Here is a 24,860-nt window from a genome sequence, read left to right as displayed (position 1 = left end):
CCCGCGGCACCTGCTGGTCGCCGACGTGACACCTGCCAACTCCCAAAATTCCCATCAGACCCGCCCTGCCGATATGCAGAGCAACTTCTCTCTTCACCCACGACACCGATGCCTTCACCGGCTGAGGGACGGGCGACTGCGGAACATGCCGGTTGCCATGCCTGTCCGGAGCCTCCCGTCCCCGCCCCAGCCCCCGGCAATCAGGCAGCCCGCACCGAACACTGGCGCGGCTCCAGGACCAGCGGACACAGTCGCTCCGGGTCAACAGTCCAACGCACCTCCGGTGCCTCAAGGCTGCCGCATCGGCCGGTCACGAGCCGGTCTTTGTCCCGACGCCGTGGGCGAGGAGGCTCTCGGCGGTGTCCGCGATGGTGTCCTCGACGGGACGAGCCCGCCATCCGAGGAGCTTCTCCGCCTTGGAGCTTGTGGCGTCGAGATCCCGGCCGAGCTGGTGCTTGAGCAGGCGCAGTTCCGGGTTCACGATGCCCAGTGCCCGGGCGACCCAGACGGGCAGTTCACGGGTCGGGGCCTTCGCGGCCCGCTCACCGAGGCGGTCGTGCAGGATGCGTGCGATGTCGATGACGCGCAGGCTGTGCCCGGCGATGGCCAGGAAGCGTTCGCCGGCGGCTGCCGGATCGGTCATCGCGCGCAGGTGCAGGTCCGCGACGTCGCGCACGTCGACGAAGCCCATCCCGAAGGGAGGGCACGCGGGCACCTTTCCTTCGAGCATTCTGCGGACCAGACGCAGAGACGGCGGGTCGTCCAGGCCGAGCAGGGGGCCAAGGACCCCCACGGGGTGAACGGCCGCCAGTTCCAGACCACCGCCTTCGTCGTGGACGAACTGCCAGGCGGCACGTTCGGCGAGGGTTTTGGACCGCTGGTAGGGCGGGATGTCGCTGTCGACGTCGGTCCAGTCCTCTTCGGTGAACGGGGTGGAGCGCGGTGGGTGCCCGATCCCGATGGCGCCGAAGGCGCTGGTCAGGACCACCCGGCGTACACCGGCGTCACGGGCTGCGCGCAGCACCCGCAGGACACCCTCGCGCGCGGGGACCACCAGGTCGTCGTCGTGCGTCGGCGTGTGGCGCAGGGTCGGCGAGGCGACGTGCAGGACGAACTCGCAGCCGGCGACGGCGGCATCCCAGCCCTCGGGCTCTTCGAGATCGGCGCGTACGACGGTGAGCCGGTCGTCGTCGAACGCTGTGGCCGCGTGCAGCCAGGAGCGCAGCGCCGGCTCGCGCCTCATGTCGCGGACCGTGGTGCGGACGGCGTGCCCGGCCTCCAGCAGGGCCTGGACGCACCAGCTCCCGATGAATCCGGTGCCTCCGGTGACCAGTATTCGTGTCATCTGTCTCTCCTTCAGCTGTTGGCTCGTGCGGTCAGGGGCGTCGGCGGGTGCGTCGCACGGCGGCGCTGGGCGGCGGCCACGCTGCTGCCCAGGAGGGCGTGGCCGATCATGATCGGGTAGATGACGGCGCGTTCGAACAGACCGATGTTCCACATCCAGCCGGTGAACACATCGGTCATGAAGAGGGGGAACGCGATCAGTCCAGCGGTGCCGAGCGCGGTGCTCGCGATCGAGCGGCCCCTGGTGAGGCCGATGCGGGTGCCGCCGGTTCCGACGGCGATCGCCATGAGGTTGCCGGCGAGCATGACGCCCTGCGCGCCGACGGTGTGGAAGACGATCCGGCCGTTGTCGACGTCGGCGTTGGAGCCCTGGAAGATGCCGACGAGCGAGACTCCGACACCGGCGAGGACCGCGAGGCTCACGATGACGATGGAGCGGGCGCCCTTGCGCGGGTCGAACACGAGGAACGTGCCGACGATCAGGAGGGTGCCGTAGATCATCCAGCCGGTGTCCATGACGGCACCGAGCGGGGAGTTGGCGACCTGCCCGAACGCGGTCTGCGGCGGGCCGGTCAGACCGAGATGGCTGACCCAGTTGTACAAGGGCGAGTACGGCGGGTCCTGCCATGCGGCGGCGGTGATGAACTCGGCGCCCCAGGACACCAGCGGCCCGAGGAGGATCAGGAGGGCTCCGGCGCGGGCAGCGGCGCCGGAACGGGCGATGGGGTTCACGCGAGAGCCATGCCGGGAACACGCCGGCGGATGGCCTCCATCTCGGCCTCGTCGGAGACGCCCTGCCAGTCGTGGCGGGGGGTGTACGGGGCCTCCAGGGCGCGCACGTCCTCGTCGGTCAGTGTGATGCCGAGAGAGGCCACCGCCTCGTCGATCTGCCGGATCGAGCCGGCGCCGACCAGGGGTGCGGTGACGACCGGCCGGCGGCGCAGCCAGGCGAGCGCGATCTGTGCGCGGCTGACACCGTGCGCGTCCGCGACCTGTCCGACCGCGTCGATGATGGCGTGGTTGGACGCCTCCTCGGCCGGCGAGTAGAGCAGGTCCGCGTAGGCGCCGTCCGTCTCGGAGCGCGCCGTCGAGCGGGCGTCGTCCCACGCGCGGGCGAGTCGGCCGCGGGCCAGCGGCGACCAGACGATCGTGCCGACGCCCTCGTCCAGGCACAGCGGGATCATCTCCCGCTCCTCCTCACGGGCGAGCAGGTTGTAGTGGTCCTGCATCGACACGAACCGTGCCCAGCCGTTCAGCCTCTGCAGGTGCAGCGCCTTCGCGAACTCCCATGCGTGCATGGAGGAGGCGCCGAGATAGCGGACCTTGCCGGCCTTCACGAGGTCGCTGAGCGCCTCCAGGGTCTCCTCCCACGGGGTGGCGTGGTCGTTGCGGTGGATCTGGTAGAGGTCGATGTAGTCCGTGCCGAGGCGGCGCAGCGAGTGCTCGACCTCGGTCATGATCGCCTTGCGCGACAGGCCGCGGCCGTTCGGTCCCAGGCGCATCGGATGGCGCAGCTTCGTGGCGATCACGACGGCGTCGCGGTCGGCGAAGTCCTTGAGCGCGCGGCCGAGGATCTCCTCGCTGGAACCGTTGGAGTACATGTTCGCGGTGTCGAAGAAGTTGATCCCCGCCTCAAGCGCGTGCCTGATGAGCGGGCGCGCGTCCTCCTCGCCCTTCGACCAGACGGGGTGCCCGCGGTCGGGTTCGCCGTAGGTCATCGCACCGATCGCGATCGGGGACACGTCGAGACCGGTCGTGCCGAGCTTGATGTAATGCATGACGCTCCTTAAAGTATGTGGAGAGCTCTCCATTTAACGTAGTGGAGAACTCTCCACTTAGGCAAGGTGAGGTTCCGTGGTCCGTTCAGACGCCCGTGAGAACAGGGCACGCATCCTCGCCGCCGCACGCGAGGCGCTCACCGCGGACGGCAGCACGTCGATGAACCAGATCGCGCAGCGCGCGGGAGTGGGCGCGGGCACCCTGTACCGCAACTTCCCCACCCGCGAGGCGCTGGTCCTGGCCGTCTACCAGGACGAGGTGGCACGCATCACCGGTACCGTGCCCGACCTACTGGCCCAGATGCCGCCGTTGGAAGCGCTCCGCCACTGGACGACGGACCTCGTCGAGGCCATGCGCAGAAAACACGGCCTCGGCGACGCCCTCGGCCCGGGCGCGCACCAGGCGATCAGCGAGCAGAGCTACGGGCCGGTCATCGCCGCCATCACCCAGCTCCTCGACGCCGGCAAGAAGGACGGAAGCATCCGTGTGGACGCCGACCCCGGCGACTTCCTCCAGCTGACCGGCGCGTTGTGGCGAGCCGCGTCCAGCCCCGTGGACCGGGCCCCCCACATGCTCGCGCTCATCCTCGACGGACTCCGCACGCACGGGTAGTGGAGGGGCCTCACGGCCGCACGGGTGCGCTGCCGTGCCGGCCGGCGATGTCGGGGAAGGCAGGGATGCCGAGGTCCACGGCGGTGCTACGGCGGGCTTGTGCGGCATCCGACCGGGCGAGCTTGTCCTGGGCTCGGGCGAGGGAGGCGTCGCGGATCGCGACCAGGCGGCCGCGCTGGTCGGGCTAGGGACACAACATCGAGCAGGGGACGCAGGCTTCTCTGAACTGCGCTGCTCGTGAATTTCGTTGGTCGTGGTCGCGACCGGTGAACGTGGTGAGATGACTCGGCGGGGGATGGGGGCTGCCGACCCCGCTTCCCCTTGATCCCCGCAGCTGAGTCTGACTAGGTTTGCCGCCGACAACCGACGATCAGGCAGGTGGGGCACATGGCGGGTCTGGACGACCTGGTGCAACTGTTCGGCCTGCCGCCGGCCCGAGAGCCGTCCCCGGACGACTGGGCAGAGGTCGAGAACTATGTCGGCTCGGCGCTACCGGGCGACTTCAAGGCGCTTCTTGACGCCTATGGCACCGGCGTGATCTGCGGAGAGCTGGTGGTCTTCCATCCCCGCGGGTCCAGCCCGCTGCTGGATCGGATGCGGAAGATCCACGAGTCGTTCGGCCAGTCGTGGCGACGTGATGCGGACGAGTACCCGTTCCGGTTTCACCCCGACCCGGGCGGCCTCATCTCCTGGGGATACGACTACTCCGGTGACGAGCACTTCTTCTGGCCCTGCGACCCGCGACCGGACCACTGGAAGATCGTCACCAACATCAACGGGGCCGATCCCGAGGTCTTCGATGGGCCGTTCACCGACTTCGTGCTCGCCTTCGTCAAGCGCCTGCGTGACGTGGACCCGCACCACGGGATCGACCCAGATGCCCTGGAGTTCCTCGAGCCGGAAGACCTTGACGAACTGGCGGAGCGCGGCGAGATCGGTCCGGTCAAGCCGAGCTTCGAGCCGTTCTGATCCGGCTGCCCCACAGGGGCCTGACGCTTGGGAGCGAGTGACGAGGAGCTTCACCGGTCGCGTCTCAGCAATGCCCTGGTCGACCGGACATCGCCCCGGTCGACCGGATTGCGCCCGGTCAGCGCCCCCCTTTTTCGTACGGACCGAGGCAGCGTCCACGACGGCCGGGGTCCAGTCCACCTCACCGCAGGCGCCGAGTTCGTCCAGGACGGCCCGGTGGAGACGACGTCATAGGCCGACCGCGGTCCATATCGTGAAGCGGCGATGCGCGGTGGCGGGGAACGTGCCGAACGTCGGCGGCAGTTGCCGCCAGGCACAGCCGGTGGTCAGGACGTACACCACTGCCGTGAACACGGCCCGCTCGTCACACGGAGCGCTGCCACCACCTTGCGGTCGAGCCGCGAACGGCGGCAACCTAGGGGCAACCAGCTCCCATCGCGCCTCAGGAACCAGACGGGTTCGACAGATCAGCACTCACGACTGGCATCATGCCGCTCGAACATCACGTCACGTCGTGGGGCAGCCTTCTGAACTGTGGTTGATGCGGCCGTCCTGGCGGCCTGCTCGATCTTCGCGCGGTAGGCGGCACGGGCTTCCTCGTCGATCTGCTTCTCGTGTTCGGCCCGCAGCCCAGTCCGGCCGTCGAGGCCCTCGCGCAGGATGTCGGCGTGCCCGGCATGCCGTACGGTCTCGCCGAGGACATGGACCATGACGGCGAGCAGGTTCGTGTCGGCATAGGGCTCCGGCCACCACGGCACGTGACCAGGGGCGTCGAGGGGAAGCTCGTTGATCGTCACGTCCGAGTGTTCCGACGTACGCCGGTAGAAACCGATGACCTGCTCGCGGGACTCATCCTCGGTCACCCACAGATCACTGCCGTTGGAGTCCTGCCACCGGGGCAGCGGTTCCGGGGAAGGGCGGTCGAAGACCTCGCCGAAGTACCTGGCCTCGACCGTGGCCACGTGTTTGACCAGGCCGAGGAGGTTGGTCCCGGTCGCCGTCAGAGGCCGGCGGGCGTCGTATTCGGACAAGCCGTCGAGTTTCCAGAGCAGCGCCTCGCGGTCCCGCCGCAGCCTCCCGTGCAGAATGTCTTTCGCGAACTCATCGATCATGCGGCACGAGCCTGTCACGGGCTGCTCGTGCTCTCAAGATCCCATACGTGGTCCGCAGCGACTGGCAGAGCCGAGGCCTGGCCGCGGCCGCCGCCCTGGCCTGCCGTCAGAAGCGCACGAAACCAGCCACGTGAGACAACCCCGTAGCTTGGCCCCGCTGATCATGGTTCGTTCTCAGGACAGCAGGGCGGCCGTTGGCGTCGACGTGAGCAACTGGCTGCGTCCCGACGCCCCGCCCAGCCCGGAGACCGCTGTGGACTTCCACGGAGGCTGGCAGCGCCACAGCCCCAGTTCCCGCATGGACCTGCGCAAGAGGCCACTTGGACAGGGAAATTGCAACTTCGACATGGCGCGCAGAGGCAGCTACCTTCATCTGGACTTCGGTCGTCGCCGCGGCCGCACAGAGGTGCCTCAAGCTGGGTGAGCCGCGACGGCATGAGTCGGTGACGCCCTGCGAACCCTCGCCCCATGCGAAAGCCACCGAACCGGGTCCACGCCAGGCAGCCCCATCCAGGGAGAGACGCATGCCCCATCTTGCTCTGTACACATTCGGCGTCCTGAAGTCACCTCTCGCCGATCACGCACCTCTCGCACGCGAGTTCTACGACATCGGTGAGGCCGTCTACCGGAAGATCAGTCAGTACCCCGGTTACCTCGCTCGCGCTGAGGCGGCTGACGGTGACCGGGGCGCGCTCTTCGAGGCGGACTGGGGTGCATGGGGAGAGTTCGCCGTACCGACTTGGTACGGCAAGGGCCGTACGGTTAAAACCACAGCCCTGGCCGCGACCCTCTCACTCTGGACCGACCTGCGCCCCGCCTTCGACGCCGTCTACACCGGTCTGCACCGTGAGGCGCTGAACAGGCGTTACGACTGGTTCGAGAGGACAGGGCACCCAACCTACGTGTGCTGGTGGATCGCCGACGGCGTGATACCCACCTGGCGGAATGGGGTTTCCAGGCTGGAGCACCTCCACGACCACGGCTCCGCGCCGCACGCCTTCACCTTCCACGACTCGTTCGCCCTGGACGGGAACCCGACCAGCTCAGAGGTATTGGGCCGAAGAGCGACCAGGTTCGCTGACAAGGAAGCCCGAGGTGTGCGCCGCCTCGCCGTGCACCTACCAGACAGCGGCGATGCCGCCGGCCGGCCGACGGCATCGGCTGGGGACGGGTGAAGGCGGTGGGGGAGGGGGCGCCGGCCTTCTCGTAGACGTGGGCGAGCACAGCGGCGAGCCCATCACGGCCATAGAGGAACTGGGCGGCCGGCGCGCTGACCGCACGGCTGCGGGCGGCAGTACGGCCAGGCGCGAGCGCGTCGGCTGAGCCGCGGCCGGGATCGTACGGACAGCCCAGGCCTTGGCGACCATGCCCTCCAGGGCGTGGGGCCGGAGCTCCTCGTACCAGGTCAGGCCGTGTGATGCGTGCGCGTGTCGAGGCGGGAGCGTCGACCGGCAGCCGTCCTGTGGCATGGATCACTGTGAGACAAGTTGACTCATAGATTCTCTGTGAGGAGGAGCCGGTGGTGACGCCGACGGGGACGCCCGGGACGGCAGCCCGCACGGCGCCGACGGCGGCTGCCTCCAGTGAGTCCCGGCCCTCGCCGTCCTTGGGATGCAGATGGATGTTCTTGGCCCCGGCGCGACGGCGGCACGGGCCGCCTCCGCCAGTTGGTCTGGAGTGACCGGAAGAGCGGGTGATTTGGCGCGGCCGCGCGGGCCGTTGAGGCAGACCTGCAACATACCGTCATCCTCACAGAGCGGGTCAGGAAGGGCTGAGCGGCGACAAACCATATCGGACGGTAGCAACCCGTATGGACAGCTGCCGTCTGGAAGGGGTGGTGCCCGCGAGGCGGGAGGTCATGCGTCGATCCAGCCGTTCCGGACGGCCAAGACGCCCGCCTGGAACCTGCTCTTCGCGGCCAGACGCTGGGCCAGTTTGCCGATGATCCGGCGGGTGGTGCGGACCGAGAGCCCCACCTGCCGGGAGACGGCCTCGTCCAGGAGGCCGGCGGCCATCAGTTGGACAACCTTGCGTTCGAGGGAGCTGAGCGTCTTGGCCGCCAAGTGGCCTTGCTCGACCTGCGGAGCGTCCGTTAACCCGCCGACGGCCTGAGGCAGGCGGCGAGTGCCGCCCTTGCCTCACCTGTCGTCGGCGCGCTGATGCGGAGGCCGCCGCGGCTGCCGACGGCGTCCAGGGGGTCGGTGCTTCTGACCGGTCCGCTGGACGCGCTCGGGGCCGTAGACCGAACGGATCTCCGACCTGACCGCTCACCGACGATGCCACGCCCCCGCCCCGGCCTCGGCTCGAACAGCCGTAGAGCGGTCCTGGCGGGTCGCGGTGACGAATCTCGCGTGGAGCGGCCGCGAGCGCCGACCACCGACCGTCTGGAGGGCCCCGACGTCGTCGACCATTACACCGAGGCGCTGGAGAAGGTGATCGAGGCGGAGCGGGAGGACCGCGAGCTTCTCGAGGCGCCGGAGCCGGAGCAGCCGGCGGGCAAGGTGCTCGATCTGATGGCCGCGCTGCAGGAGTCCGTGGACAAGGTGAAGGCCTCGCACGGCGAGGGCACCGGCACCGACGCCCAGGTCCACGAGATGCCCACGAAGAAGACCGCGGTCAAGAAGACGGCCTCGAAGAAGACGGCCGCCCGCAAGCCCCGCCCGCAGCGCGTAGGCGCCGCCGGTGCTTCCTCGGCGCCCTTGCGTGTGTGAGGTCAGGAGGCGGGCCGGCAGGTGGCGGCCGGGCCGGCCGCGCCGGGCCCGGACTTCTCCCGGATCCGGTCGGCCCGGCACGAGCGCGTCGCGGAGCGCCTGGCACTCAAGACACGGTCGTACGACCTGATGCGCGGGGCGACGACCACGGCGATCGTGGCGGGCGACGGGCGCGCCATGGATAACGCCTGGCCGGTGAGGGGATGTTCCTGCTCGTGCAGGGTCGGACGGCCGAGGTGCGCCGGGCCCATCTGGACGCTCTGGCAGGGCCGTGGGCCGACTGAGCTGTTCACTGGACATTCAGTCGGTGGCCACTTTCTCCGGCGCCGGATGAGCAGAGTTGTTCCATGGCGATCGCACAGTCAATCGACAAGAACCCCGCCGAGCTCGATGACGTCCCCGGCTGGTTCCCTCCGCTGGACCAGCTCCTGTTCACCTGGTTCCTGGAGCGGCAGGAAAAGGGCGGCCTCCGGGGCGATCTGGTGGAACTCGGCGTGTACATGGGCAGGAGCGCGATCCTGCTCGGGCGGCACCGGCAGGACGGCGAGGAGTTCACGGTCTGCGACCTCTTCGGCGGTGAGGCACCGGACGGGGCCAACCAGGCCGAGACGGCGAAGTCGTACTCCTCACTCACCCGGCAGGCCTTCGAACGCAACTACCTCTCCTTCCACGACACCCTGCCGCGGGTGCTGGAAGCCCCGTCCTCCGTGATCTCGGCGGAGGTGAAGCCGGGCACCTGCCGCTTCGTCCACATCGACGCCTCGCACCTGTACGAGCACGTCCGCGACGACATCGGGGCCGCCCGCGACCTGCTGCTGCCCGAGGGCGTCGTCGTGCTCGACGACTTCCGCTCCGAGCACACCCCCGGCGTCTCGGTCGCCACCTGGGAGGCCGTGCTCAATCGCGGGCTGCGCCCGATCTGCCTGAGCACCCAGAAGCTGTACGGCACGTGGGGCGATCCCGAACCCGTGCAGGAGGAGTTGCTGGTGATGCTGGAGGAGCGGACGGACATCGGTCTGAGCGTGCAGGACGCCGCTGGGCACCGCCTGGTGCGCGCCCGCGCCAACAAGGGACTGCAGGCACCACCCTTCCCGCACTCCCGGCACTACATACCGCCCGTGCCGCAGCCGCCGGCGGCCCCAGCCCCCGCCCCGGTGCCCGCCTCCCGCCGCCCGCGCTCCCGCGCCCGCCGCATAGGCGTGGACCTGATGCCCCCGATCCTCACCCGGACGGTGCGTCGGGCCCTGGCCAACCGCTCCCGGTAAGGCGCCTCAGCTCGCGAACGGCATCCGGGCCGGTGGCACCGCCCGTGTCCCGGCCTGGTGTTGCCGAAGGTCCTGCCGCTTGTCCACGCTGATCACTGGCTGGCGTCGCTGGCACCGCCCGGCGTCCCAAGACCAGCTACGCCACCGGCTTCGGCGCCCGCCTTCTCATCGCGCTGCGCCGCCTTCTGCCCGACCACGCCTTCGGCACCGTCATCTCCCACGCGGTCGCCATGCCCCGCTGAGTTCTCCGGAAGGCACCGGATACGCAAGGCACTGCCCGATCTCGCGGACCGTTCGATCGGCCGTGGCCGCCCAAGCGCCTCCGAACTTCCTCTGTCGAATTGCGTCGCGTAAACAGAGCCACAGCACCCCCTGCGGCGGCCTTCATGGGTGAGGTCAGGAGGCGGGCCGGTAGGTGGCTGCCGGGCCGATCGCGCCGGGCCCGAACTTCTCCCGGATCCGGTCGGCCGTCTCCTCGGCGGTGAGGCGTGCGCGCCGGGCGGCGTCGAGGCTGAGCTGTTCGGCGACCTGGTTGCCGTCCACCAGGTCCTCCGCGCGCAGGGCCGCCAGGCGGCGGGCCTTCTCCCACGCCGCGCCGCCGGCGAACGTCAGCGTGAGCGTGAGGGCGCGCGGCCTGCTGGCGGCGACGCAGTTCGGCGCCGAGCTGCACGACCGGTGTGAGCAGGGCCGACCGCGCCGGAGCGCCGTCGAGGACATTGTGGGGGAAGCGGTGCCGGACGCTGACGGAGGCGGGCAGGCGGCGGGCACACGGCGGGGGGTGACGGTACGGGGATCGGTGCCACGGGCCCGCTCGGCCGCGATCCGGCCGGCCTTGCCCAGCAGACGCTGCACGATTGCGGCCGGCAGCGCGGCGAGCAGGCCGACACGGTCGACGCCGTAGCGCCTGAGGACGGCAGCCTGGCGAGGGCCGATGCCGTGCAGATCCTGAACCGGCAGCAGGGCGAGCCAGTCGGCGGCGTGAGCGGCCTCGATGGCCAGGACGCCGCCCGCCCCCTCGACCTGTGCGGAGGCGGTCGCGGCGACGGTGACGGTCGGACCGATACCGACCCGGACGTCGACGCCGTAGCGGGAGGCCGTTCGCAGCCGCAGGATCTCCCCGAGGTGGACAGCGGTCGCCCGGTGGTAGCGCAGCGCACCGCGCAGGTCGACCGGGGCCGCCGTGGGCGGCAGAGTCCGCACCACCGCCGACAGCTCATGCAGCTGCTCCAAAACCTGCCGGTAGGTCTCCTCGGGCAGCTGGTCCGGGCAGCGCACATGCATCACCACACCCGGCCGACGCTCCGTCGGCTCCGCACTCATCCGTCGCTCACTTCCCCCACCACGTTATCGAGCAGAAAATCAAACACGCGACTGTGAAGGTGTGATCGCGCGCCTGGAGTGCCGAGCTCTACCAGGCCGCACTGCGGCAAATCACCATCCGCAAGCGCCAGCTGGCCGACGGAGTCAGGTAATGCGCGCGTTCACGGCCACGCTGGTGGCCCGAGCCGCCCATGAGCGGCTTGTGCGCGGTGGGCGGTGTACCCGGCGAGTCCGCTGGCCGGCGGCCCCGGATCCAGCGCAGGATGCTGTACGTGGCCGATGGAATCGACTGGACTCCGCTGGATCCGCAGGGGCGCACCCTGGGAGATGCCCGGGAGCATCCGGGTTTCGCCGACCGGGAGTATGTGCGGCGGCGGGACGCGATCGTGGCCGCCGCCGACGGGCACCGGGTCGGCGCCCATTCGCCTCCCGTGACCTACAGCGAGGCGGAGCATGACGCCTGGCGCAGGGTGCACGCCGCGCTCCTGACGGCGCAGGAGGACCGCGTGTGCGAGGCGGTCCTGCGGGCCCGGGACGCGGCGCCGATCCCCGCAGGCCACGTGCCGCAGCATGCGGAGGTCTCCGACCGTCTCCAGCCGATCACGGGCTTCCGGTTCACCCTGGCCGGCGGCATCGTGCCGAACAAGCGGTTCCTGGGCGCCATGGCCGACGGCTACTTCCACGCAGTGCAGTACGTGCGGCACCCGGCTATACCGCTGTACACGCCGGAACCCGACGTCCTGCACGACGTCTTCGGCCACGGCACCCACCTGGCCGACCCGTGGTTCGCCGACCTCTACAGAACCTTCGGACGTGCCGCCGCGCGGGTGGAGTCCAAGGACGCGCTGGACCTGATCAGCCGCGTCTACTGGTTCAGCCTCGAATACGGCGTCGCCTGGGAACGGGGACGGCCGCGCGCCTATGGTGCCGCGCTGCTGTCGTCGTACGGGGAGCTGGCCCGCTTCGCGCAGGCGGAGATCCGGCCGTGGAACATCCCCGACCTGGTCCGCGTCCCGTACCAGGTGGCCGGATACCAGCCAGTGCTGTTCGCCGCCGACTCTCGCGCGGATCGCCGACGCCCTTCACACGTTCCTCGACGACTTCGACGAGGACACCCGCGACCGGCACCGCCTACCGCCGCTGTCCGCCCGCGGATTCATGGGCCGCCCCGGCCAGGACCGGTCTGCCGCTTCCGGCGGGGCATGACTTCAGCATGCCGGCCGACGGCGAGACATTCCTCCGCGCGGCCGAAGGGGCTCGGGAAGGGGGGTATCCCCCTCCAGAAGATTGGAACAGCAACGCCACCCGCTGCCTCCTGCTCACGACGTCACACAGCTCGTGCCTTGCGGGATGCGATCCCTCCCGGGAGGAACGTTGCCCGGTCGGAACTCCTGCGGGCGCGTCGTGCAGTCCCGCAGCCGTGCCGTTCACGCTTCGATGGGTGTCCGAGGAGTGTGAACCTTGTGGCGGACGAACAGCGCCGTGTGCACGGCCACGACGATCAGTACGAGTGAGGGCGCGCCTGGACCGGGCAGGCGCCCCGCCCTGCTACCTCCGGCCTTTCCTGACTGCCGTTCGCCTGACTGAGGTTCGGCCCTCCGCGGCGCGATCAGCGTTCCGCGGCGAACGACTCGACGTAGGCCAGTGCCCCGTACAGTGCGTCCCGCAGGGGTGCGGATTCGCCGGCTGCCTGGTCCAGCAGTGCTCCGCCCTGGAACGCGGCGGTGAGCAGGTGGGCGAGGGCCGTCGGGTCGGCGTCCGGCCGCAGTTCGCCGCGCTCGCGCATTTTGGTCAGGCCGCGCCGGAACAGCGCCTGCCACCGCTCGAAGCCGGCGGCCACCGTGTCCCGGTGGGAGGGTTCGGCCTTGACGACCTCGGCGGCCAGGGAGCCGAAGGTGCACCCGCCGCGCACCATGTCCTGCGAGGCGATGTAGGAGTCGGCCCACCTGCGCAGGGCGGCGAAGCTGTCCAGTTCGCCCAGTTCGGGTGCCTGGTGGCGGGCGACGATGCCGTCGGCCTGCCAGGCGAGGACTGCGCGCACCAGGGATTCTTTGGTGGGGAAGTGGCGCGTCAGCTGTGAGCCGCTGACTCCGGCGGCCTCGCGTATCTGCTCGTTGTTGGTGTTCTGCACACCGTGTTCGTAGATCAGCTCGGCGGCCGCTCTGATGATGCGCTCGCGTGTGGCCAGGCCCTTGGCGGTCAGCTTCCGGTCCGGCACCTGCCTGGTGGTGGTCATGGTCGCCAGCTTACCGGAAAAAGGGGCTTGACAACCCATTCTGCGAGGTGTTCTCTGGGTGCAGGCTAAAAAGGGGCTAGCAGGCCCACTTTTCAGGAGGCGGACGGAAGCCCTGCGGCACCCGCACGACGGGCTGACGCCGGCATTCCCGCCGCTTCCCGCTCAAGAAACGGAGATCACCCTCATGGAACGCGCCCTCCTCGTGATCGGGTCCACCGGCAAGACCGGCAGCCAGACCACCGAACTTCTGCTCGAGCGCGGCCACCGCGTCCGCGCACTCGTCCGCGGCCTCGACGCGCGCGCCGAGCGGCTCGCCGCCCTCGGAGCGGACATCGTGGAAGGCGACGTCCTCGACCTGGACTCCCTGGCCCGGGCGACGAAGGGGATCGACGCCCTGTACTTCACCTATCCGATCCGCCCCGGACTGATGGACGCCACCGCGAACGTCGCCCAGGCAGCGGAGGAGAACGGGGTCGAGGCGATCGTCAACATGTCCCAGGTCTCCGCCCGCCGCAACACCGTCAGCAACGCGGCGCGCCAGCACTGGGTCGCGGAACGCGTCCTCGACCGCTTCCCCGTCCCGGTCACCCACCTCCGCCCGACCTTCTTCGCCCAGTGGCTGATCGACACCTGGGCCGACGGAACCGGCGAACTGCGCCTGCCCTTCGCCGACGGGCGCCACGCCCCCATGGCCGAAAGCGACCAGGCCAAGGTGATCGCGGCCATCCTGGAAGACCCCGCCCCGCACGCCGGCCGGATCTACCCGCTGTACGGAGCCGAGGAGCTCAACCACTACGAGATCGCCGCAAAGATGTCGAAGGCGCTGGTCCGTGACGTCATCTACGTGCCCATCGAACTCGACGAGTTCGCCGCCATCCTGCGCGGGCGCGGCGCGCCCGACCACCTGATCCAGCACCTGCTCGCCGTGGCCGTCGACTACCGCAACGGCGTCTTCGCCGGCACCAACGACCTCGTGAAGACGATCGGCGGCAGCGACCCCCTCGACGTCGAAGGCTTCATCGCCCAAAACCGCGCCGCCTTCGACCTGCCCACCGCCTGAGCACTGGAGAAGACCATGAGCGTCTGGTTCATCACCGGATCATCCCGGGGCTTCGGCCTGGAGATCACCCGTGCCGCCCTCGCCGCCGGCCACCAGGTGGTCGCGACGGCCAGGAACACCGAAGCCGTCCGCACGCAATTTCCCGACGCCGGCGACGCGCTGCTCACCGCGGCGCTGGACGTGACCGACCCGCAGAGCATCCGGACGGCCGTCGACGCGGCCATCGAGCGGTTCGGCCGGATCGACGTCCTGGTCAACAACGCCGGCAACGGACTGCTCGCCGCCGTCGAGGAGTCCGACGACGCCGCGGTCCGCAGGGTGTTCGAGACCAACGTCTTCGGCCCGCTCGCCGTCCAGCGCGCCGTGCTGCCGGTACTGCGGGGCCAGCGCTCCGGCCACGTGATCAACATCAGCTCCATCGTCGGATTCGCCACCGCACCGGGCTGGGGCATCTACGCCTCCACCAAGTTCGCCGTCGAAGGCTTCACCGAGACCCTCCACACCGAACTCGCACCCCTGGGCATCCACGTCACCCTCGTGGAACCGGGGTTCTTCCGCACCGACTTCCTCGACCCCACCAGCCTGGACACCGGCCCCGCAACCATCGACGATTACGCGCCCACCGTCGGCACAATGCGCACAGCCGCCGCGAGCCTGAACCACACCCAGCCCGGCGACCCAGCCAAGGCCGCCCGTGCCATCGTCGAGATGGCCGCCGCCCCCGAACCGCCCCTGCGCCTCCCGCTCGGAACGGACACCCTGCAAGCCTTCGACGCCAAACTGGACACCTTCCGCAAAGAGATCGACGCCTGGCGGCACGTCGCCCTCGCCACCGATCACGGCTAGTTTGATCCAGGAGTCCGTGGCCAAGTCACAGGCAGCGCCCGGCGAGGAAACCGACGCTCAGGTCCGCGAGATGCCCGCTGAGAAGGCCGCGGCCAGGGCCCCGGTGAAGAAGACGTCCTCGAAGAGGACCACGGCGGCGAAGAAGACGTCCTCCAAGAAGGCGATGGCCAAGAAGACGGACGCCCGCACACCCCGCAGCGCGTAGCCGCGGGCCACTGGTGCACCGAGCCCCGTTTACGCGCCGGCGCCCTGGCGCAGGTCCCGGAAGAACCCGGCCGCCGCCTGCCCGGCCGGGTCGTCCCCGCTGCGCGGGGCCGGGCACCGACGCCGCTTGGCACCGTGCCGCACATGCAGCGTACGGATGCCGTGGAAGGTCCATCGGGCAGCCGGTCTGGGACAGGAGAGTCCCCGGACGGGTGCCATGCGTTGGACGGGTATCCGTCGGCTGTTCGGGCACCCGAGACGTCATGCACGGACAACTTGCGCGTCCCACCAGCAGTGGTCTCATCGGCCAGGCATGCACGGCCGAGACATCGTCGCCCGGTCACGACGGCGCCAAGCACTCACGCCGAGGCCGGCGCGCCGGTCGCCTGCGCCGCCGGGTCCTCGTCTACCGGGCAATCGATTTCGTGTCCACGCATATCCCGGACGACCCGGGCCCGGGCGACCAATGCCTGCTCCTCGTGCACACCCGCCAGGTCGTCGGCCAGGTCCGGTACCGGATCTGCACTGCCTGCGCCCAGGGTGTCATCACCGCCGTCATCATTGATGAGCGCTTCCGCAGCACCGGTCTGGGCACCCGTGCGCTGTCACACCTACGGTCCCGCCACCCGGGACTGGCCTGGCGCAGCACGGTGCACAAGCGCAGCACCCGTCACCTCCTGCGCCGGATGCGCATTCCCCCAGCCATCTCTGCCGCGCCCTGCACCCACGACCACCGGAGACTCTCCGCTCCGGCCGACCCGATACTCGCCAGCGGCTGACGCCAGCACTCAGCGGTCACAGCGCGCTTGCCGGCGCAGCAGTTCATGGATGGTCTGCCGTCATGCGCCACTTGGTGAACTCGTACATCACCGGGCCGCGCGGCGGAGCTGGCATGGGTGAGGGGTGGCAGGGCATCCGAGGCGAAGAAAGTGGGCTGACCGAGCTTTCGGTGCCGCCCGTCGACGTCAACAGCCTCATAGGGGTGAGAAGGTGAAGGGCTTCCGCAGCTTCATCCTGCGCGGCAACGTGGTCGACCTCGCCGTCGGCATCGTCATCGGGGCAGCGTTCACCGCCGTAGTGAACGGCTTCGTCAGCGCCTTCCTGACACCACTCGTCGGGCTGGCCACCGGCGCCACCGGCGACATGAGCCGCAAGACCTTCACTCTGGGCGCCACCAAGTTCCCCTACGGCGCCTTCGTCAACGCGGCGATCAGCTTCCTCCTCCTCGCCAGCGCCCTGTACTTCCTGGTTGTGCTCCCGATCAACAAGCTCCACGAACGCCTCGCCCCACATCATGACGTTCAGGCCCCCAAACGGGACTGCCCCGAATGCCTCAGCCCCGTACCTGCCCAGGCCCGACGCTGCGCCTCATGCACCGTCTCCCTGCCCGCCGTACCCGCTCAAACCGGAGAGACGACCCAGCGCGCCGGGTGACCCGACCTCACACACGACTCCGCTCCATAACCGGCCCTGCCTGCTCGGCGCGTGCTCGTCTTGAGACCGGTCGCCGGTTGTCGGCTGCCGGTCAGGCCTCAGCGAGGGCTTGGCGGACAGTCTCGTGAATGTCGATGACGGCGTCGACGCCGACGATGCTGATGGTGCGCATCACGGATTCACCGATAGCAGCCAGGCGCAGCCGGCCGCCGGCTTCGCTGAGGGCACGGTGGGCGGCGAGGAAATGTTGATACCGCTGGAGTCCATGAATGCGACCTGGTGCATGTCGACCACGACGCGGGAGCGGAGAGTGTCGGAAGCGTCCAGGGCTTGGCGGAGTGTGTCACCGGTGTGGTGGTCGACCTCTCCGGACAGGGTCAGCACGCGGATGCCGTCGGTGGCGGTGGCTACGACCGACAGCCGACCGGTCCGCCCGGCGTGCTCGGTGTCCGTCAGTTCTCCCTCAGTTCTCCCTCAGACATGCCGGTGATCCTGGCACACTCAAGCCCACGTGCGCGGTGCCGCCCGGCACGGTACGAGCGGCGCCGTCGTGTGGCCAAGCCAACAGGAACGGCAAGGCGTGATCCGCAGATGTGCGGGTACATGCTGGCTCGTTGTCGGTGAGGCATGAATTGGCGGCCGTGATGAGACCAGATCCGGTGCCGGAAGAAGGCGCGGCGCTGGCCAGGCCGGTCAGACAGACCAGCGTTGCCCTGGTCGGAGACGGTGCGGACATCGCCCGAGCCCGCCACCTGGCAGCCGGCCTCCTCTCCCGGGTTCAAGCCGATCACGGCCTGCCCGTCTCACAGGGCGCCGTGGACCTCACCAACTGGTGGTCAGCGAACTGGTCACCAACGCCCGCAAGTACGCCCCCGGGCCGATCCTGCTCGACCTTCGCATCGTCGGCGATGTGGTGGAGGTCGTGGTGTGGGACTCCGACCCGGTCCTGCCGATCGCCCGGGCCGCGGACGCCGGCCGGGTCGGCCGGCACGGCCTGGAGATCGTCATGGCCGTCGCCCAGGGCTTCGAAGCCGCCCAGGGCTTCGAAGCGCAGCGTCAGCCCGTCGGCAAACGCATCACCGCCCGCCTCGCCCTGGCCGACGACCCCGGCGGCGCCATCGCCGCACACCAACCTTCGAAGAACGATTGGCCGCCGCCGCTCACACGGAACGGGAACCGACAGGGTGGCGGCCCAGAGCCGCGCGCAACTTCCCCAGCGGGACATCGGGCAGTGCTGCGCCCTGGGGGTGCTTGAGAACCTGTTCCGCTGCGGCGGCCACGCCCTGGCGGCCCCTTGCGCCCGCCAAGGCGATTCTGCAGCGATTTCTGCGTGTCACTGCGAGCCTGTGGCCACCAGGGCCGCGGTGATGGGTTCGAGGTTGGTGATCAGTTCGTCGAGTTCGCCGGGGGACAGGGCGTCGTAGGGTGGGGTGGCGAGTTCGTCAGTGAGGGTTTCGATGCGCTGTTTGGTCGCGCGGCCCGCGTCGGTGAAGTGCCCGTCGATGTCGATGAGTCCGCGTTCGCGCATACCGTCCATGACCGCGGCCAGGCGCTCTCTCGGCAAGTGTTGGATGCGTCCGAACGACTCCGGGGGGTGGATTCCCTGTTCCAGAGCGGAAAGCACGTGGGCCTCCGTGCCGCCGATGCGCGCGCCGACGAGAGCGGCGATGTGCCCGTCGCCGCGGTGCTCGCGCAGCATGGTCGCGGAGTGCCACAGTCGGGCGACGGGGTCGCTGGGTACCTCAAGGGTGCGCATGCCGGCGTACATCACCCGGCCTTCGGTAGGGGCGCTCGTCGCGGCCTTGGTGGTCAGGTCCGCGGCGCGCACCAGACCCGGGGACTCGGCCAGCTCATCGCCGAGGATGCGCTGTAGGGAGGCCGCGCTGCCCCGCTCCCGCGCGGCGACGGAGGCCTCGGGCGAGATCGTCTCCCAGGCGCTGGGGATGTGCCGTGCGGCTTCTCCGTCGGCGAAGTTGTAGAAGGCTGCGTGCACGACGTGGGCGGGCACTCGTCCCAGTGGGGCGGCGCGGCTGGCGAAGTAGCCGTCCCAGTAGGTGCGGTGGCCGAGTGCGGCCAGCTCCTCGTTGCACTCGTCCGCGAGGAACGTGACCAGGCAGATCGGCTCCAGGAGCTCGAACATGCGACGGGCGATGTGAGCCATCGGATGCAAGCGCGTCGTGCCCATCAGATTCTCCCTACGTCAGGTGTGCCGACTTGGACCGCCCGGCACACCGGAACTCATCGGCGACCGAAGGGAAGCAGTGCAGATGGGTCGTCGTTTGCAGGGCTGTGCATGCGAGAGCGGATTCAGGTCCAATCTGGTGACAGAAAGACTGCTGATTCAGTGTCTATGACAAGTCGGTTGCCTTGTGTGTGATAACCAGACTGCCTCGATAGCCCCTATTCGCCGGCTCACCCGGTGCCGCTGGTGACAATGATCCCGAGCACGCTGGTTGGCCGCTGAGCGCTGTCATTGGCCACTCGGCATCAGTTCAGTCGAGGATCGCGGTGGCTTCGATCTCGACCAGGTGGTCAGGGACGTCCAGTGCCGCGACGCCTATCAGCGTGGCCGGCGGGGCGGGCGTCCCCCCCCAGCTTCGCGGCGGCCCGGGAAATCCCTTCCAGGAGCAGGGGCATCTTGTCGGGGGTCCAGTCGACGACGTAGAAGGTCAGCTTCGCCACGTCGCCGAAGGAGCCGCCGGCCGCGGCCAGTGCGGTGCCGACGTTGAGATAACTCTGCTCGACCTGGGCGGCGAGATCGCCTTCACCGATGGTGACCCCCTCGGCATCCCAAGCAACCTGCCCGGCGACGAAGACCAGCCTCGACCCGGATGCGATCGACACCTGCTGGTAGACATCGTTACTCAGGAACTGTAGGAGAGTGGCCGCTGACGTGGAAGAACGCACTTTTCGGTAACTGGAGAACCTTATGGTGACCAAGCAGTTCACAGGCTCGCCCGAGGATGCGGACCTGGCGCGTGCGGGCTCCTTGGCGCGGGAGATCTTCTCCGACGTCGCCAACAAATGGGCGTTCCTGATCGTCGAGGGGCTCGGTGATCGCACCCTGCGCTTCAGCGAACTGCGCAACGAGATCGAGGGCATCAGCCACAAGATGCTCACCCAGAACCTGCGCATGCTGGAGCGCAACGGCCTTGTCGAGCGCACCGTGCACCCCACCGTCCCACCGCGGGTCGAATACACCCTCACTGAGCCAGGGCAGGCTCTGCGAGCGACGGTCGATGCGATGTGCGGCTGGACCCGCCGGTACTTCGATCACATCGAGGCCGCCCGCCGTCGCTTCGACACGTGACTTCTGCGGCCAACTGAGATGCTCAAAGTGGCCAACCAGCGTGCCCAGTCACAAACACGACAGTTTGCGAGTGATGCACGACGGTCTGAGAGCGTATTGCCGGTGACTCTCTGCAGGTGCCACCGGCGCCAGAACGTCCCCGTCGGCCGTGCGGCCCCCCCACAGGCCGGATGCCACCATGCAGAACCCCGGCTGCCCCGGCCATGCCCCGGCCGCATGACTGGTTGGTACCGCTTACGGGCACGAAAATTTGGCCCCGAGAAGCGAACACGCGAGGCGCCCTGATCGCCGCCCGCCTGGGCTGTTGGGACGAGCGCTGATCCCCTTCCGCGTGACTCAACAGCAGCCCTTCTCACGTTCCGCCAGGTGAACCGGTACCTGTTGACAACATGAAGTCAGATCCCCAGGCGCCCGCGTTCATGACCTTTCCGCCAGCAGCCCTACGTTGGCCTCGGCTGTGCCGGGCCGCCGCCGTGGTTCTCGGTGTGACACTCACTGCCATCCCGTGCGCCAGTGCATCGTCGGCCGCCCCCCGCCCCGCAGCTCAAGGCGCGACGTTCGGGGCTACGCAACAGGCCAAGGCGCCCACCGCTCTGCACGGGGGAGCGGTGATCAACGTAACCAGCGCAGAGCAGTTCAACACGCTGCTTCAGACCGATCCGAAAGTCATCGTCGACTTCACGGCGGTCTGGTGCGGCCCCTGCAAACTCATCAAGCCTGCATTTGAGCGCTTCTCGACGGAGCCGGAGTACAGCACCATCAGGTTCGCGGTCATCGACGTCGACCAAGTTCCAGATGTATCCGAGAAGGCCGGCATCAGGGCCATGCCCACCTTCCTGACCTATCTGGAAGGGAGGAAAAAGGGCGAACTCCTCGGAGCCGACCCGAATAAGCTGCGCAGGCTGCTGGACGAACTGGCCGCGGCCTAATGCTCCAGCTGTAGATCGCGATCTTGTTGGTTCGATGCGCACGCTGTCTCAGCTGGACTGGTCAGTGGAGGGGCTGACGGCGCTGTCCGTGCCGTAGAAGTGGCCTTGCTCGCACAGGGCGTCGATCTCGGCGTTTTCTTCCTCGCTCAGTTGTGCATCCAGCGCGACGCTGATGACGTGCCGGGCGCGGGCCGATCGCCGAGCGACATCCCAGTCGGCGATGAATTTGCCGACGGTGTGCTCGTCGGCGGTTCCGGATGCCTGGCGGGATCCGAGTCGGTCGAGGGAGACGACGAACTCGTTCAGGTCCTGCAGCATTGCGACGACCTCGCTGAGGGGCATGCGGATCTCTCGGGCGGACATGTCCATCAGCGGATTCAACTCCAGAGCTGGTGCTCGGGCCCAGGTCCTGATCTTGCTGGTCGGGGCTGGTTCGGAACGGGTGCGGCCACCGGTGATCATCGGTGTGTGAAGACAGAAGATCAGTCGGTGGCCGCAGGCCAAAGCATAGATCCCGCCCGCTGGCAGAAAGCGTTCGAGGGCCTGATGGGCCGTATCGCGGGACGGTTCGTCCGGGTGGAACCCCGGCGCCGGGCACGGGCGTTCGTGCTCGGACTGTTGTCGGACCTGCCGCGCAAGAACTGCTGGACACTCGCCGAGCAGGCCGGGCACGCGAGCCCCTACGGTCTGCAGCACCTGCTGTCGAGAGCCAAGTGGGATGCCGACGCGGTACGCGATGACGTCCGCGGCTTCGTTGTCGAGCACTGCACCACGAGGATGCGATGCCGGTCGCGGATGAGACCGGCGATCTGAAGAAGGGCACGGGCACGGTGGGGTGCGGCGCCAGTACACCGGCACTGCCGGGCGCATCGAGAATGCCCAGGTCGCCGTCTACCTTGCTACTCGACTCCGCTCGGGCACGCGGCGATAGACCGGGAGCTGTATGTCCCGCGTTCGTGGACCGACGACACGGCCCGCTGCCAGGCCGCCGGGATACCCGACAACGTCGCCTTCGCCACCAAGGCCGCCCTCGCAGCCCGTATGATCACCCGCGCGCTGGACGTTGGTGTCCCTGCATCCTGGGTGGCCGGCGACGAGGTCTACGGAGCCGACCCGCACCTGCGCACCGCCCTGGAGAAACGGCAGGTCGGTTACGTACTCGCCGTCGCCCGTGGCCACCAGATCACCACCCGTGCGGGCACGTTCCGCGCCGACGCCCTGATCAGGAAGCGGCCGCGGAGAGCCTGGCAGAAACTCTCCGCAGGCGCTGGAGCCAAGGGGCACCGCTTCTACGACTGGGCCCTGGTCGACCTCGCCGACGACCGGCCTGGCCACCACCAGTTGCTCGCCCGCCGCAGCCGACGCACCGGCGAACTCGCCTTCTACCGCTGCTACTCAGCTGCCCCGGTGCCGCTGTCCACCCTGGTGCGCGTCGCCGACCGTAGATGGACCGTCGAGGAGACCTTCCAGTCTGGCTGGGGCCTGCCCGGACTGGACCAACACCAGGTCAGACGTTGGACGTCCTGGCACCGCTGGGTCACCCTCGCGATGCTCGCCCACGCCTTCCTCACCGTCGTCCGCGCCCACGAACACGCCCGCTACCCGAAGCCGGACGGACTGATCCCCCTTACCTGCAGGGAGATCCAGCGCCTGTTCATCGCGCTCGTCGTCCGGCCCGTCCACGGCACGGTCCACCTGCTCGCCTGGGGCCGAGCCTGTCAGTTCCGGTAGCGCTGTGCCACTGCTGCGAAGGCGGCCTTGGGTTCCCATTCCATGTCGGGATAGGCCTGCCCCCGGCGTCCTTCGAGGAGTTTGACGATGCCCAGGCCGGCCCGGTCCAGGTCGTCCCGGGGGTCGCCGTCCGGGCGGTGCGGGTAGCCGGGCAAGGCGAACAGGAACACGAACGCGCTGTCCACGCCCTCGGTGTCGAAGATCTCCAGGAGTTCACTCAGATATGCGGCCTGGCCGGCCTCGTCACGCTCGTATATGCCGTTCAGCCGTACAGGGGCCTTGGTCTGCGGGTCGTGCTCGACCACTTCCAGCACGCGCCCGCCGCGGTCTCCCGCGCCGCGGTAGGCCGCAGTGCCGAATCCGGTGATGGCGAGTGGCTTCGGGCCTTGGGCCAGGGTGCGCACCGCGTCCCGGAACCGGTCGGCGACCTCTGCGGAGCGGATCAGCTCGAACGTCACAATGTCGAAGGGAGTCCAGTCGACCTGCTCGAACTGGATGGATGCGTAGGTGAGCTTGCCCCGGAAGCGCTCGCGGACCGTGGCCGCGGCATCGCGGAGGAACGCGTTGATGCGCACGCCGAGCTCGCGGATCGCTTCGGCCCGCCGCTCGGGTTGGCTCATCAGCTGCTGGACCCGCTCCTCGGGGCTCTGCCCGGGCAGGAACCCGCGGTTCATCACGCTCAGCTCGACTCCTGCAACGAACACGACTGTGGCTCCCTGTTGCCGGAGCCGTTCCGCTCGCCCGGCACAGTCGCGGAAGAGGGTGAGGATCTGTTCCGGGTCCAGCTCCAGCGGGTAGGGCGAGAACCAGACCTCCAGACCGAGCTCGGCGGCGGCACCGGCGGCCAGCTCCAGTCGGTCCGGGTCGCCGCCGATGATCTGGACCGCGTTGCAGTGCAGGTCGTCGCGGATGATGGCGAGCTCCCGCCGGACCACCGCGGGGTCGAAGTGCTCGCGGGATATCTGGCCGTGCACGACGAATCCGGTGTCGTAGGTCATTCCTCTTGCTCGCATGGTGACGTCCCCTCTGTCGGTCTCGACCAGGCCGAGGCTGACAGGAAAAGTGCGTGCACGCAAGTTTGCGTGCACGCAGCCTGTGTGGAACGCTGAGTACCGTGACGACATCACCGCCAGGGCTGCGGGAGCGGAAGAAGCAGGCCACACGCGAGGCGCTACGCGAGGCGGCCCTACGCCTGGCCGTGGAGCGCGGACCGGACCAGGTGCGGGTCGAGGACATCGCCGAGGCGGCCGGGGTCTCCCCACGCACCTACAACAACTACTTCGCCAGCCGCGAGCAGGCGATCGTCTCCGCTGTCACCGCAGACCGGGAGGCGCGGATCGCGGCGGCGGTCACGGCTCAGCCCGCGGGAGCGCACCTGGCCGACGCCGTCACCGAAGCAGTGGTCGAGCAGTACACGAACATCGGAGAGCGCGAACAGCAGGCGCTGTTGCTCATCACCACCCGAACCGCGCTGCGCGACGCATTCCTCGACACCACGGCCGACATCGAGCCCTCGCTCACGGCGGTGATCGCTGAACGCCTGGAGGGTACAGGAGCGCACACAGCCCGCGTTCTCGCGGCAAGCGTGGCCGCGGCGGTACGCATCGCGCTGGAAGGCTGGCTCCAGCCGACCGGGAATGCGGAGGCCGCCGAGAGTTTCGGCGCCGGAGGACTCGTCGTGCCCTCCGGCTCACTGCCCGACCAGCTCCGCGCGGCACTGGCCCCGCTCGCGCCTGCGTTCGACGCCGCCGAGCGACGCACCCAGCCGTGAAGCCGACCCGACTGGGACATCCGCTGGACAAACAGTAGATCCGGAACACGCCGATGCACCCGGCCGTCATCATACTCGTCAGCCACACCAACGTAGGTGACACCGCGTCAGGTCTCGATCTACGACTGGAGTACTAGTACTCCAGCCGGACTTCTGTATTTCGGCTGGTCAACGGCCTGGCGGTGGGGAGTGTAGCGGGGGTGCGGCATGCGTGGGGCGGGCTTGGA

At 69.0% G+C, this 24,860-nt stretch carries 27 protein-coding genes and 4 pseudogenes; 17 read left to right on the top strand and 14 right to left on the bottom strand.

Features of this window, described 5'->3' with window-relative positions:
- Positions 1–310: 310 nt before the first annotated feature.
- The 3 genes from AB0G52_RS35385 to AB0G52_RS35375 are packed head-to-tail and all read right to left on the bottom strand — an operon-like array spanning position 311 to position 3,122.
- Positions 311–1,345: an aldehyde reductase gene (locus tag AB0G52_RS35385; RefSeq protein WP_361342395.1), complete on the bottom strand. Its 1,035-nt coding sequence runs from the start codon at positions 1,343–1,345 to the stop codon at positions 311–313.
- A gap of 11 nt (positions 1,346–1,356) precedes the next feature.
- Positions 1,357–2,076 (bottom strand): DUF998 domain-containing protein, encoded by a 720-nt coding sequence (locus AB0G52_RS35380; RefSeq protein ID WP_361342392.1) that lies wholly within the window; start codon positions 2,074–2,076, stop codon positions 1,357–1,359.
- Positions 2,073–3,122, bottom strand: a complete 1,050-nt coding sequence (locus AB0G52_RS35375; protein ID WP_132891712.1) for an aldo/keto reductase — start codon at positions 3,120–3,122, stop codon at positions 2,073–2,075. Before AB0G52_RS35375 ends, AB0G52_RS35380 begins: the two co-directional genes overlap by 4 nt.
- A 76-nt stretch (positions 3,123–3,198) precedes the next feature.
- On the opposite strand from AB0G52_RS35375, the gene AB0G52_RS35370 reads away from it, so the two are divergent.
- Positions 3,199–3,735: a TetR/AcrR family transcriptional regulator gene (locus AB0G52_RS35370; RefSeq protein WP_361342389.1), complete on the top strand. Its 537-nt coding sequence runs from the start codon at positions 3,199–3,201 to the stop codon at positions 3,733–3,735.
- Between the two features lie 387 nt (positions 3,736–4,122).
- Positions 4,123–4,704: a hypothetical protein gene (locus tag AB0G52_RS35365; protein ID WP_361342386.1), complete on the top strand. Its 582-nt coding sequence runs from the start codon at positions 4,123–4,125 to the stop codon at positions 4,702–4,704.
- A 228-nt stretch (positions 4,705–4,932) separates the two neighbouring features.
- On the opposite strand, the gene AB0G52_RS35360 is transcribed toward AB0G52_RS35365, so the two are convergent.
- Together AB0G52_RS35360 and AB0G52_RS35355 are read right to left on the bottom strand one after the other, a co-directional pair.
- Complete coding sequence (locus tag AB0G52_RS35360; protein ID WP_361342383.1) at positions 4,933–5,178, bottom strand: transposase; 246 nt, start codon at positions 5,176–5,178, stop codon at positions 4,933–4,935.
- Positions 5,172–5,816, bottom strand: coding sequence for a DinB family protein (locus tag AB0G52_RS35355; protein WP_361342380.1), 645 nt, complete (start codon positions 5,814–5,816; stop codon positions 5,172–5,174). Before AB0G52_RS35355 ends, AB0G52_RS35360 begins: the two co-directional genes overlap by 7 nt.
- Before the next feature lie 524 nt (positions 5,817–6,340).
- Here AB0G52_RS35355 and AB0G52_RS35350 point away from each other — a divergent pair.
- Complete coding sequence (locus AB0G52_RS35350) at positions 6,341–6,991, top strand: DUF3291 domain-containing protein (RefSeq protein WP_361342377.1); 651 nt, start codon at positions 6,341–6,343, stop codon at positions 6,989–6,991.
- Between the two features lie 681 nt (positions 6,992–7,672).
- Here the strand turns inward: AB0G52_RS35350 and AB0G52_RS35345 are convergent.
- On the bottom strand, positions 7,673–7,879 hold the full coding sequence (locus tag AB0G52_RS35345) for a LuxR C-terminal-related transcriptional regulator (protein WP_361342374.1): 207 nt from the start codon (positions 7,877–7,879) through the stop codon (positions 7,673–7,675).
- A gap of 288 nt (positions 7,880–8,167) precedes the next feature.
- Here AB0G52_RS35345 and AB0G52_RS35340 point away from each other — a divergent pair, with 288 nt between their 5' ends.
- The 3 genes and pseudogenes from AB0G52_RS35340 (at position 8,168) to AB0G52_RS35330 (ending at position 9,792) form a co-directional block, all read left to right on the top strand.
- On the top strand, positions 8,168–8,527 hold the full coding sequence (locus tag AB0G52_RS35340; protein WP_132891706.1) for a hypothetical protein: 360 nt from the start codon (positions 8,168–8,170) through the stop codon (positions 8,525–8,527).
- Between the two features lie 81 nt (positions 8,528–8,608).
- Positions 8,609–8,811 (top strand): annotated as a pseudogene (locus AB0G52_RS35335) (acyl-CoA dehydrogenase); the annotation flags it as partial.
- 63 nt (positions 8,812–8,874) lie between these two features.
- Complete coding sequence (locus AB0G52_RS35330) at positions 8,875–9,792, top strand: class I SAM-dependent methyltransferase (protein WP_361342371.1); 918 nt, start codon at positions 8,875–8,877, stop codon at positions 9,790–9,792.
- A gap of 396 nt (positions 9,793–10,188) precedes the next feature.
- Here AB0G52_RS35330 and AB0G52_RS35325 read toward each other — a convergent pair whose 3' ends face one another.
- Complete coding sequence (locus AB0G52_RS35325) at positions 10,189–11,112, bottom strand: hypothetical protein (RefSeq protein WP_361342368.1); 924 nt, start codon at positions 11,110–11,112, stop codon at positions 10,189–10,191.
- A 272-nt stretch (positions 11,113–11,384) separates the two neighbouring features.
- Here AB0G52_RS35325 and AB0G52_RS35320 point away from each other — a divergent pair, with 272 nt between their 5' ends.
- Entirely contained in the window at positions 11,385–12,626 is a 1,242-nt protein-coding gene (locus AB0G52_RS35320) for a hypothetical protein (protein ID WP_361342365.1), read from the top strand.
- A gap of 95 nt (positions 12,627–12,721) precedes the next feature.
- On the opposite strand, the gene AB0G52_RS35315 is transcribed toward AB0G52_RS35320, so the two are convergent.
- Entirely contained in the window at positions 12,722–13,348 is a 627-nt protein-coding gene (locus AB0G52_RS35315; RefSeq protein ID WP_132891703.1) for a TetR/AcrR family transcriptional regulator, read from the bottom strand.
- Between the two features lie 184 nt (positions 13,349–13,532).
- Between AB0G52_RS35315 and AB0G52_RS35310 the strand changes: the two genes are divergently transcribed.
- The 5 genes from AB0G52_RS35310 to mscL all read left to right on the top strand — a co-directional run bounded on the left by AB0G52_RS35310 (position 13,533) and on the right by mscL (position 16,892).
- The gene (locus tag AB0G52_RS35310; RefSeq protein ID WP_361342362.1) at positions 13,533–14,408 is read left to right on the top strand and encodes an NAD(P)H-binding protein; all 876 of its coding nucleotides are present in this window, start codon (positions 13,533–13,535) and stop codon (positions 14,406–14,408) included.
- 15 nt (positions 14,409–14,423) lie between these two features.
- Positions 14,424–15,254 (top strand): oxidoreductase, encoded by an 831-nt coding sequence (locus tag AB0G52_RS35305; protein WP_132891701.1) that lies wholly within the window; start codon positions 14,424–14,426, stop codon positions 15,252–15,254.
- Between the two features lie 16 nt (positions 15,255–15,270).
- Positions 15,271–15,459, top strand: a complete 189-nt coding sequence (locus AB0G52_RS35300; RefSeq protein ID WP_132891700.1) for a hypothetical protein — start codon at positions 15,271–15,273, stop codon at positions 15,457–15,459.
- A gap of 424 nt (positions 15,460–15,883) precedes the next feature.
- Positions 15,884–16,237, top strand: a complete 354-nt coding sequence (locus AB0G52_RS35295) for a GNAT family N-acetyltransferase (protein ID WP_361342359.1) — start codon at positions 15,884–15,886, stop codon at positions 16,235–16,237.
- A 211-nt stretch (positions 16,238–16,448) separates the two neighbouring features.
- A complete protein-coding gene (gene mscL, locus AB0G52_RS35290; protein WP_132891699.1) occupies positions 16,449–16,892 on the top strand; it encodes a large conductance mechanosensitive channel protein MscL in 444 nt (147 codons plus the stop codon).
- A 91-nt stretch (positions 16,893–16,983) separates the two neighbouring features.
- Here mscL and AB0G52_RS35285 read toward each other — a convergent pair whose 3' ends face one another.
- Positions 16,984–17,079 (bottom strand): hypothetical protein, encoded by a 96-nt coding sequence (locus tag AB0G52_RS35285; protein WP_361342501.1) that lies wholly within the window; start codon positions 17,077–17,079, stop codon positions 16,984–16,986.
- Positions 17,064–17,276 carry an STAS domain-containing protein gene (locus tag AB0G52_RS35280; RefSeq protein ID WP_361342356.1) on the bottom strand — a complete coding sequence of 71 codons (213 nt, stop codon included), beginning with the start codon at positions 17,274–17,276 and terminating at the stop codon, positions 17,064–17,066. Before AB0G52_RS35280 ends, AB0G52_RS35285 begins: the two co-directional genes overlap by 16 nt.
- Before the next feature lie 260 nt (positions 17,277–17,536).
- On the opposite strand from AB0G52_RS35280, the pseudogene AB0G52_RS35275 reads away from it, so the two are divergent.
- Positions 17,537–18,003 (top strand): annotated as a pseudogene (locus tag AB0G52_RS35275) (ATP-binding protein); the annotation flags it as partial.
- A gap of 222 nt (positions 18,004–18,225) precedes the next feature.
- Here AB0G52_RS35275 and AB0G52_RS35270 read toward each other — a convergent pair.
- A complete protein-coding gene (locus AB0G52_RS35270; protein ID WP_361342353.1) occupies positions 18,226–19,077 on the bottom strand; it encodes a MarR family transcriptional regulator in 852 nt (283 codons plus the stop codon).
- A 307-nt stretch (positions 19,078–19,384) separates the two neighbouring features.
- Positions 19,385–19,760, bottom strand: a pseudogene (locus AB0G52_RS35265) (RidA family protein).
- 61 nt (positions 19,761–19,821) lie between these two features.
- Here AB0G52_RS35265 and AB0G52_RS35260 point away from each other — a divergent pair.
- Both AB0G52_RS35260 and AB0G52_RS35255 read left to right on the top strand, forming a co-directional pair.
- On the top strand, positions 19,822–20,202 hold the full coding sequence (locus AB0G52_RS35260; protein WP_361342350.1) for a helix-turn-helix domain-containing protein: 381 nt from the start codon (positions 19,822–19,824) through the stop codon (positions 20,200–20,202).
- 608 nt (positions 20,203–20,810) lie between these two features.
- A complete protein-coding gene (locus tag AB0G52_RS35255; RefSeq protein WP_361342347.1) occupies positions 20,811–21,131 on the top strand; it encodes a thioredoxin family protein in 321 nt (106 codons plus the stop codon).
- Positions 21,132–21,179: 48 nt separating this feature from the next.
- Here the strand turns inward: AB0G52_RS35255 and AB0G52_RS35250 are convergent, their stop codons facing one another.
- Positions 21,180–21,500: a hypothetical protein gene (locus AB0G52_RS35250; RefSeq protein ID WP_132894472.1), complete on the bottom strand. Its 321-nt coding sequence runs from the start codon at positions 21,498–21,500 to the stop codon at positions 21,180–21,182.
- Positions 21,501–21,677: 177 nt separating this feature from the next.
- Here AB0G52_RS35250 and AB0G52_RS35245 point away from each other — a divergent pair.
- Positions 21,678–22,862 (top strand): annotated as a pseudogene (locus tag AB0G52_RS35245) (IS701 family transposase).
- On the opposite strand, the gene AB0G52_RS35240 reads toward AB0G52_RS35245, so the two are convergent.
- Positions 22,850–23,860 (bottom strand): hypothetical protein, encoded by a 1,011-nt coding sequence (locus AB0G52_RS35240; RefSeq protein ID WP_361342498.1) that lies wholly within the window; start codon positions 23,858–23,860, stop codon positions 22,850–22,852. The pseudogene AB0G52_RS35245 and the gene AB0G52_RS35240 overlap by 13 nt on opposite strands.
- Positions 23,861–23,976: 116 nt before the next feature.
- On the opposite strand from AB0G52_RS35240, the gene AB0G52_RS35235 reads away from it, so the two are divergent.
- Complete coding sequence (locus AB0G52_RS35235; protein WP_361342344.1) at positions 23,977–24,633, top strand: TetR/AcrR family transcriptional regulator; 657 nt, start codon at positions 23,977–23,979, stop codon at positions 24,631–24,633.
- Positions 24,634–24,860: the final 227 nt, after the last annotated feature.

The sequence above is a fragment of the Streptomyces sp. NPDC021562 genome, from assembly GCF_040640875.1.
In the GTDB taxonomy this organism is placed as follows: domain Bacteria; phylum Actinomycetota; class Actinomycetes; order Streptomycetales; family Streptomycetaceae; genus Streptomyces.
This window is presented reverse-complemented; position numbering and strand designations above follow the sequence as displayed.

Bases quoted from the DNA above. Each gene is read 5' to 3' on its own strand.
- AB0G52_RS35385 (WP_361342395.1), bottom strand. From the start codon at position 1,345: ATGACACGAATACTGGTCACCGGAGGCACCGGATTCATCGGGAGCTGG.
- AB0G52_RS35375 (WP_132891712.1), bottom strand. From the start codon at position 3,122: ATGCATTACATCAAGCTCGGCACGACCGGTCTCGACGTGTCCCCGATC.
- AB0G52_RS35365 (WP_361342386.1), top strand. From the start codon at position 4,123: ATGGCGGGTCTGGACGACCTGGTGCAACTGTTCGGCCTGCCGCCGGCC.
- AB0G52_RS35355 (WP_361342380.1), bottom strand. From the start codon at position 5,816: ATGATCGATGAGTTCGCGAAAGACATTCTGCACGGGAGGCTGCGGCGG.
- AB0G52_RS35350 (WP_361342377.1), top strand. From the start codon at position 6,341: ATGCCCCATCTTGCTCTGTACACATTCGGCGTCCTGAAGTCACCTCTC.
- AB0G52_RS35330 (WP_361342371.1), top strand. From the start codon at position 8,875: ATGGCGATCGCACAGTCAATCGACAAGAACCCCGCCGAGCTCGATGAC.
- AB0G52_RS35325 (WP_361342368.1), bottom strand. From the start codon at position 11,112: ATGAGTGCGGAGCCGACGGAGCGTCGGCCGGGTGTGGTGATGCATGTG.
- AB0G52_RS35315 (WP_132891703.1), bottom strand. From the start codon at position 13,348: ATGACCACCACCAGGCAGGTGCCGGACCGGAAGCTGACCGCCAAGGGC.
- AB0G52_RS35310 (WP_361342362.1), top strand. From the start codon at position 13,533: ATGGAACGCGCCCTCCTCGTGATCGGGTCCACCGGCAAGACCGGCAGC.
- AB0G52_RS35305 (WP_132891701.1), top strand. From the start codon at position 14,424: ATGAGCGTCTGGTTCATCACCGGATCATCCCGGGGCTTCGGCCTGGAG.
- AB0G52_RS35270 (WP_361342353.1), bottom strand. From the start codon at position 19,077: ATGGGCACGACGCGCTTGCATCCGATGGCTCACATCGCCCGTCGCATG.
- AB0G52_RS35260 (WP_361342350.1), top strand. From the start codon at position 19,822: ATGGTGACCAAGCAGTTCACAGGCTCGCCCGAGGATGCGGACCTGGCG.
- AB0G52_RS35250 (WP_132894472.1), bottom strand. From the start codon at position 21,500: ATGGACATGTCCGCCCGAGAGATCCGCATGCCCCTCAGCGAGGTCGTC.
- AB0G52_RS35240 (WP_361342498.1), bottom strand. From the start codon at position 23,860: ATGACCTACGACACCGGATTCGTCGTGCACGGCCAGATATCCCGCGAG.